Genomic DNA, 7,009 nt, shown 5'->3' with positions numbered 1-7,009 from the left:
CATCCTGTCCGGCCACGCGGCTGCGGTGAACCTGCCGAACGTGGCGGCCGCCGCGCGCGCGGACCTGCTCGACCGGCCGGCCGTCAAGGCCGCGTTCGACGAACTGTATGCGGATCACCCCCGCTTCGGGCGCGCGTACGCGGACGGGCGCAATGCGCACCGCGAAGTCATGGATGCCCTGGAACAGAACCAAATGAGTCGCGAGATGCAGGCCGCCGACCGCGGCGCCCCGCTGCCGAACGGTTTCCCCGACGATGCCGCCCGCCTGGCGGGCCTGATGCGCAACGACCCGAAGATCCAGCTGGCGTTCGTCGCGCTGGGCGGCTGGGACACGCACGCGAACCAGGGGGCCGCGACCGGCCAGCTCGCGAACCGGCTCGCACCGCTGGGACAGGGGCTGGCCGTGCTGGCCGAACGGCTGGGACCATTGTTCGACGACACGGTCGTCGTCGTGATGTCCGAATTCGGCCGCACGGCACGCGAGAACGGCAACGGCGGCACCGACCACGGCCACGGCAATGTGATGTGGGTCATGGGCGGCAAGGTGCGCGGCGGTAAGGTTTATGGCGACTGGGAAGGCGTCGGCGACACGAAACTGAACGAGGGGCGTGATTTGCCGGTTACGACCGACTTTCGTTCGGTGTTAGCGCAAATATCGGAAGAACATTTAATGTTAGGCGACAAGCGTCTGGAACAGGTCTTTCCCGCAATGCCGCAAAAACGTGCTGGATTCCGTATCGTTGGTGCCTGAGCCTCTACTCTAGAGGCTGCCCTCTACATATAGTAGTTCTACCGTATTGCGGTGCACAAAAATTAGGGCTATAGTTGCACCTGTCTCCTCCAGTTTTTCTCCGAAAACCTGGATTCAGCCCGCACCGCAAGGTTGCGGGCTTTTTTTTTATCAGAAATTGTCCGACGCTAACATTTGTGGGCGCATGCAATGTCGCATGCCTTTCTTTGGTTCAGTCGGGAAGCGCGGCGCGAACGGCCGCGCGCGCGGGATGGCTCAGGCGCCGGTCGTCTCGGCGTCGTCGCCCTGGAAGGCGCCGGCGCGCCAGGTCAGCACGAGCGTGTCGCGGTGGCCGTCGGCGCCGATGGGCTGGATCGGCGTCGATTCGTGGATGACGGAAGCGTCGTCCAGCAGCAGCAGCGTCCACGGTTCGGTCATCGTGAAGCGCTGGCCTTTCGGACCGTTCGCCTCGAACACGCGCGTCTCGCCACCCTTGATGTTCTCGCGCCCGATCAGGATGACGGCAACGAAGTCGACACCGTCGCGGTGCGCGCCTTCCGGCGTGGGGCGGCCGATGCCGTCGGCGGTATCGATGCGGAACTGGTGCGCCTCGACGTACCAGGTCTGCCGGCCTTTCACCTGCGAGCACACGGCGCCCAGCGCGCGCACCAGCTTCGGCCAGGCCGGCTGCTCGACGGTGGACGGTTCGATGGGTACGAACAGGCGGTGCATGCCGCCGTGCAGGGCGTTGTACTCGACCGGCTGCCAGTGCGCGCGGTGCGGGCTTTGCGCGAGGGTCTCGCCGCTGTCGACGAAGCACGAATGCCGGCGCCGGCGATAGCGGCCGCCGTCTTTCAGGTAGTTGTCGAGCTCCAGGCGGTTCCAGCTCGGCGCCAGCGCCGACAGCTCATCGAGCGAACAGCCGGCCAGTTGCGCCACGTCGGCCGGGCGCAGAAGCGCATAGCCGTCGCCGCGCAGCGCATCGGCGATGCGGGCCGGGTCGGTATAAGGTGGTTGCGGTGTTGTCATCCCGGTAGCCTAGCACTTTTTGCGCGCGGCCGTGCCGGCCATCACCAGTTCCTGACGAGCGTCAGCCGGAACGAGCGTGCCTCGATCGGGTGGAAATGCACGTCCTCGCGCGGCACCGTTTCGCCGCGCAGCTGCGACGCATAGTAGTAGTCGATCGCGGACGCGCGCCGGTTCGCCAGGTTGAACCCTTCCAGTTCCAGCCGCAGGTCGCGGCTTACGCGATAGCCGAGGCGGCCGTTCAGGGTCGTGCTGGCGCGCGAGCGCACGCTGTCGTCTTCGACGAGCGGACGCGGCCCGAAGTACCGCAGGCGCAGTGCGCCTTCCCACGGGCCGACCTGGCTCACCGTCAGCGCGAGCTGGGCGACGCCCTCGATCGCTTCCGGGATGCGGTCCTGCCCCGGCGCGACGCCGCGCGAGCGCGCATGCGCGTAAGCGGCGTCGAAGTCGACCGATAACCATTTATACGGTTTATAGTAATTCGAGAACTCGATGCCGATGCGGCGGCTGGGTGGCCCGGCCTCGGTCGTCCCTTCGTCGCCCACGTACGTCAGCTCGGAATCGAAGTCCAGGCGGTACAGGGAGATGGCCGTCTGCATCGTCGGGATGGCTTCGGTGCGCAGGCCCAGCTCCATGCCGCGCGAGCGCACGAGGCCGGGCGCCGTGAGCGTCCCGCGCGCATCGTTGCTGTGGAAGCCTTCGCCGTAGTTCACATAGAACTCGGTCCGGCGCCACGGGCCGAACACGACGTTGGCGGACGGGCTGGCCAGCGAGTCGCTGCCGTCGACGCCGCCGGTGCGCACGCGAAAGCGGTAATCGTCCGCGCGCACGCCCACCGTCGAGCGCAGCCACGGGTTCCAGCGCGTGGCGTTCTCGATGAAGGCGCCAAGGCTCGTCTCGACGATGTGGTCCGCGCGCGTCACGGACAAGGTCTTGCGCGCGGCCGTGCGATACAGGCCGTTGAAGATGTTGTCGTTCTGCGCCTCCACGCCGACGGTGATGTCCGACGTCGACGTCTCGCCCCGGTGCGCGTGCCAGCTGTGCGTGGCGTTGACGCCGCTCGTCACGCGCCGGTCGGGCTGGGCGAACTGGTCGCCATTGACCGGGTCGTTCATGAAGTACGTGAAGTCGGACCACAGGTCGAGCTGGTTGCGGATGACGTAGGCGCTGACCTTCGACGCCGAATCCTGGCCCGTGCGGCGCCACACGCCCGACAGGCTGAAGCGCTTCGCTGCGCCGCCGTCGGTGGTGTCGATCGCGTCGAAGCGGCCAAGCTGGCCGGCGGCCACGGCGCGCTCGGGAATCTGGTCCGTCGCATTCCAGCGACCCCGGTACGCCATCGCCGTCACGCTCCAGCCGTTGTTCGCATAGCCGCGGCTGTAGCGCAGCACCCCGTTCAGCTTCTGGTAATCGTCCGGGTGCGCGTACGGGCCGTCGTTGTGCAGGGCTTCCAGCGCATACGTCAGCACGCCGTCGTCGATCTCCTTCGATGCCGCCAGCGCCGTGCGCGCGTAGCCGTCCTGGCCGACGCTGGCAGTGGCCACGTTGCGCGCGAGGCGGTTCGCATAGGTGATGGCAGCACTGCCGGCCGACGCGAAATCGCCTTCGCTCGCGGAGTACGGGCCCTTCTTGTAGTCGAGGCGCGCCGTCAGTTCGGGAATCAGGAAGTTCAGGTCCGTCCAGCCCTGGCCGTGCGCGTGGCTGCGCTGGTTGACGGGCATGTCGTCCAGGTACGTGGCCAGGTCCGTGCCGTGGTCCAGGTTGAAACCACGCAGGAAGAACTGGTTCGCCTTGCCTTCGCCGCTGTGCTGGCTGACGATCAGGCCCGGCGCCGCTTCCAGCAGTTCGCCGGGCCGGTACACGGTGCGCATCGCCAGTTCCTTCTGGTTGACGGTGCCGGCGCTGGCGGCATCCGCGATGCCCAGCTGGCTCGTGCGCGCGCCTTCGACGAGCACGCGCTGGATCACGGGATCGTCCGCCCACGCGCAGGCGGGCACGAACAGCGTGGTGAGCAGCAGGGCGATCGGGCGCATCAGTGGACGGGGAGTTCGGTGCGGCTGCTGGTGAAGCCGAACGTGCGCAGGCTGCCGCTCGCCGTCAGGTTCACGGTGTTCTGCTGGTCGGGCAGGAAGTCGCTCAGCACGGCGTCGTGGATCGTCTCGACGTTCACCACAGGCGTGCGCACCGCTTCCTGGAACACGACGACGCTGTCCGTGTCGACCGTCACGCCGACCCAGTTCAGCGGCAGGCGGCGGCCGTCCCTGTCGGCCAGCCAGAACTGCTTTTCCACGTACTTGCGCAGCACGGCCTGGTCCTCGGGATCGGACAGGTCGAACTGGCGCTGGTACAGTTCCGTCAGCAGCGCCTCGACGTCGTGCGCCATGTACGTGTGCACGACTTCCGTGCTACCCGTGCGCTCGTTGTAGCTGATGTCGGTGATGCCGGCGTGGAAGCGGTGCGCGGAAGCGTGCAGGCATACGCACGCGCACAGCAGGATCAGGATACGACGCAACTTCATTCCATACTTTCCTCGTAGAGTGGGCACGGGTGCCCACTCTACTTCAGTTTCTCGTTGAAGTCTCTCATCAGGTTGTCCTTGTCATGCTCGGTCTTGAACAACTCCAGGCGCGACGGCATCGCCTTGCGCGGCCAGCTGTTGTTGCCGGTGTCCGTGTCGGCGGTCTCCCAGTTCGGATCCTGCGTCAGCGCGACCATCGGCTCGTCCGTGATGATCAGCTTCGTGATCTTTGTGGGAGTGTAGCGCCACACCTCGGCCGGGATGCGTTCGATGGTCTTCTTCCCGCTCTGCAGGGTGATCTCCAGCACGAGAGGCGTCACGAGGCCGCCGAGGTTGCTGAAGTCGACGAGGTACAGATGCTTGCCTTCCTTGAGCAGTTTCTTCTCCCAGTCTTCCAGGTCGCCGATCGCCTCGTTGTACTTGTTGCGATCGCGGTTCGTGACCGTGAACGCGTCATGCTCGTTGTAGAAGTCCTTCAGCTCCGGATGCGCGTCGACGCGGCGCGGCAGGGTGCCCTTGTTGCGCTGGTCCGTGATCGAGATCGGCTCGGCGTCGCGTTGCGCCTTCTTCCACGCCTTTTCGATTTCCGGATCCTTCGTGCCGACCGTGTATTCGCTGATGCCGTCGACGCTCACGTCCACGTGGCCGGTCGTGTAGAACCAGCCGCGCCAGAACCAGTCGAGGTCCGTGCCGGAGGCGTCTTCCATCGTGCGGAAGAAGTCGGACGGCGTCGGACGCTTGAACTTCCAGCGCTGCGCGTATTCGCGGAAGGCGAAGTCGAACAGCTCGCGGCCCAGCACCGTCTCGCGCAGGACGATCAGCGCGGCCGTCGGCTTCGCATAGGCGTTGTAGCCGAGGGCGGCGATGGATTCCGAGTTCGTCATGATCGGCACCTGGTTGGTGCTCTTCATGTAGTCGACGATGGCGCGCGGTTCGCCGCGCGACTGCGGGTAGTGCTCTTCCCACGCCTGTTCGGCCAGGTATTGCAGGAAGCTGTTCAGGCCCTCGTCCATCCACGTCCACTGGCGCTCGTCCGAGTTGACGATCATCGGGAAGTAGTTGTGGCCCACCTCGTGGATCACGACGCTGATCAGGCCATACTTGGTGCGGCTGGAGTACGTGAGTTCGCCCGTCTTCTTGTCCTTCGTCGGACGCGGGCCGTTAAAGCAGATCATCGGATATTCCATGCCGCCCACCGGACCGTTCACGGAAATCGCGACGGGATACGGATAGTCGAAGGAATACTTGTTGTACTCGGCGATCGTGTGGATCACGGCGGCCGTCGAGTATTTTTCCCACAGCGGATTGCCTTCCTTCGGGTAGAACGACTGCGCGAGCACATTGGTCGCGTCCTTCTTGAAGCCCTGCGCGTCCCAGATGAACTTGCGGCTCGACGCCCACGCGAAATCGCGCACGTTCTTCGCGCGGAAGCGCCACGTCTTCGTGCCGCCGGCGCGGGTCTGTTCGCGCGCCTCGGCCTCGGCCTGCGTGGCGATGACGACGGGCCTGGTCGCCGTGCGCGCCTGCTCCAGGCGCTGGCGCTGGGCGGCGGTCAGCACGTCGCCCGGGTTCTGCAACTCGCCGGTGGCGGCCACGATGTGGTCGGCGGGGACGGTCAACTGCACGTCGTAGTCGCCGAATTCCAGCGTGAATTCGCCGGTGCCGAGGAACTGCTTGTGCTGCCAGCCCGTCACGTCGTAGTACGCGGCCATGCGCGGGAACCACTGGGCGATCTCGAACAGGTCGTTCTTGTCTTCGTCGAACTTCTCGTAGCCGGAGCGGCCGCCGAGCACCTTCTGCTCGTTGATGTTGTAGCTCCAGTCGATCGAGAACGCGACCTTCGCGCCCGGCTTCAGGGGTTGCGGCAGGTCGATGCGCATCATCGTGCGGTTGATGACGACGTGCAGAGGGCGACCGCCCGCATCCTTCACGGCGGCGATTTTAAAACCGCCGTCGAACGTGCTCTTTTCCAGCACGGAGCGCAGCGCGTCGAATTTATAGCCGTCTTCCGGCCCGCGCGCCTTGGCCCAGGCGTCGCGCGAGGGGACGGTCGCCGTCATGCGCGCGTCGGAATCGCGTTTATAGATGTTCTGGTCGAGCTGGATCCACAGGTAGGACAGCGCGTCGGGCGAATTGTTGTGATACGTGATCGTCTCGGTGCCGCTGATGGCGCGCCGGCTTTCGTCCAGCGTGGCGCGGATCGTATAGTCGGCGCGCTGCTGCCAGTACGCGTGTCCCGGGGCGCCGGAGGCGGTGCGGATCGTGGTCGGGGTGGGCAGCAATTCGTCGAGCTGGCGGAATTTGTCGTCGAAAGGTTCCGCCGCGATTGCCGCCATGCTGAGGCATAGCGCCGCCAGGCCGATCGGGAAACGTATCATATTTACCCTGCATTCATGGTTGAAAGAAGGAAAATATTCTAATCTTGACGTTCCGCCACTACTGTATTTGATGTGTAACAAGGCTGATACATACGGATGGGCGTGGCGCGTGCGATACGGTCGGACACGCGGACACATGAACGGACACCAGGCGGACACCGCGGGCGGACAGTTCAGTCGATCCGCGGCGCCGCCATCCCGCGCAAGACCAGCGTGACGAGCACGATCAGGAGGCCCAGCAGCACGAGCACGGTATCGAGCCGCAGCCGCGCCTGCAGGGCCAGCGCATAGGTGGACGTCATCAGGAGGATGGCGAGGTTCTCGTTGAAGTTCTGCACGGCGATCGACTGGCCGGCA

5 protein-coding genes and 1 pseudogene are annotated in these 7,009 nt (G+C 65.4%); 1 reads left to right on the top strand and 5 read right to left on the bottom strand.

What is annotated here, in order from left to right; all coding sequences use genetic code 11:
- Positions 1-751: DUF1501 domain-containing protein (locus ACEN88_RS21100; RefSeq protein WP_413342707.1), on the top strand; the 751-nt coding region annotated here is incomplete at its 5' end.
- Positions 752-1,006: 255 nt separating this feature from the next.
- Here ACEN88_RS21100 and ACEN88_RS21095 read toward each other — a convergent pair.
- The 5 genes and pseudogenes from ACEN88_RS21095 to ACEN88_RS21075 form a co-directional block, all read right to left on the bottom strand.
- A complete protein-coding gene (locus ACEN88_RS21095) occupies positions 1,007-1,759 on the bottom strand; it encodes a 2OG-Fe dioxygenase family protein (protein ID WP_413342704.1) in 753 nt (250 codons plus the stop codon).
- A 41-nt stretch (positions 1,760-1,800) separates the two neighbouring features.
- A complete protein-coding gene (locus ACEN88_RS21090; RefSeq protein ID WP_413342701.1) occupies positions 1,801-3,789 on the bottom strand; it encodes a TonB-dependent receptor in 1,989 nt (662 codons plus the stop codon).
- A complete protein-coding gene (locus ACEN88_RS21085) occupies positions 3,789-4,274 on the bottom strand; it encodes a DUF6702 family protein (protein ID WP_413342699.1) in 486 nt (161 codons plus the stop codon). Before ACEN88_RS21085 ends, ACEN88_RS21090 begins: the two co-directional genes overlap by 1 nt.
- 38 nt (positions 4,275-4,312) lie before the next feature.
- Positions 4,313-6,652, bottom strand: coding sequence for a M1 family metallopeptidase (locus ACEN88_RS21080; protein ID WP_413342696.1), 2,340 nt, complete (start codon positions 6,650-6,652; stop codon positions 4,313-4,315).
- 173 nt (positions 6,653-6,825) lie between these two features.
- A pseudogene (locus ACEN88_RS21075) lies at positions 6,826-7,009 on the bottom strand (lysophospholipid transporter LplT); the annotation flags it as partial.

Origin of the sequence: Massilia sp. CT11-108, assembly GCF_047302915.1 — a bacterium.
Classification (GTDB): domain Bacteria; phylum Pseudomonadota; class Gammaproteobacteria; order Burkholderiales; family Burkholderiaceae_D; genus Telluria; species Telluria orientalis.
The sequence above is the reverse complement of the archived record's forward strand: the minus strand, read 5'-3'. Positions and strand labels throughout refer to the sequence as shown.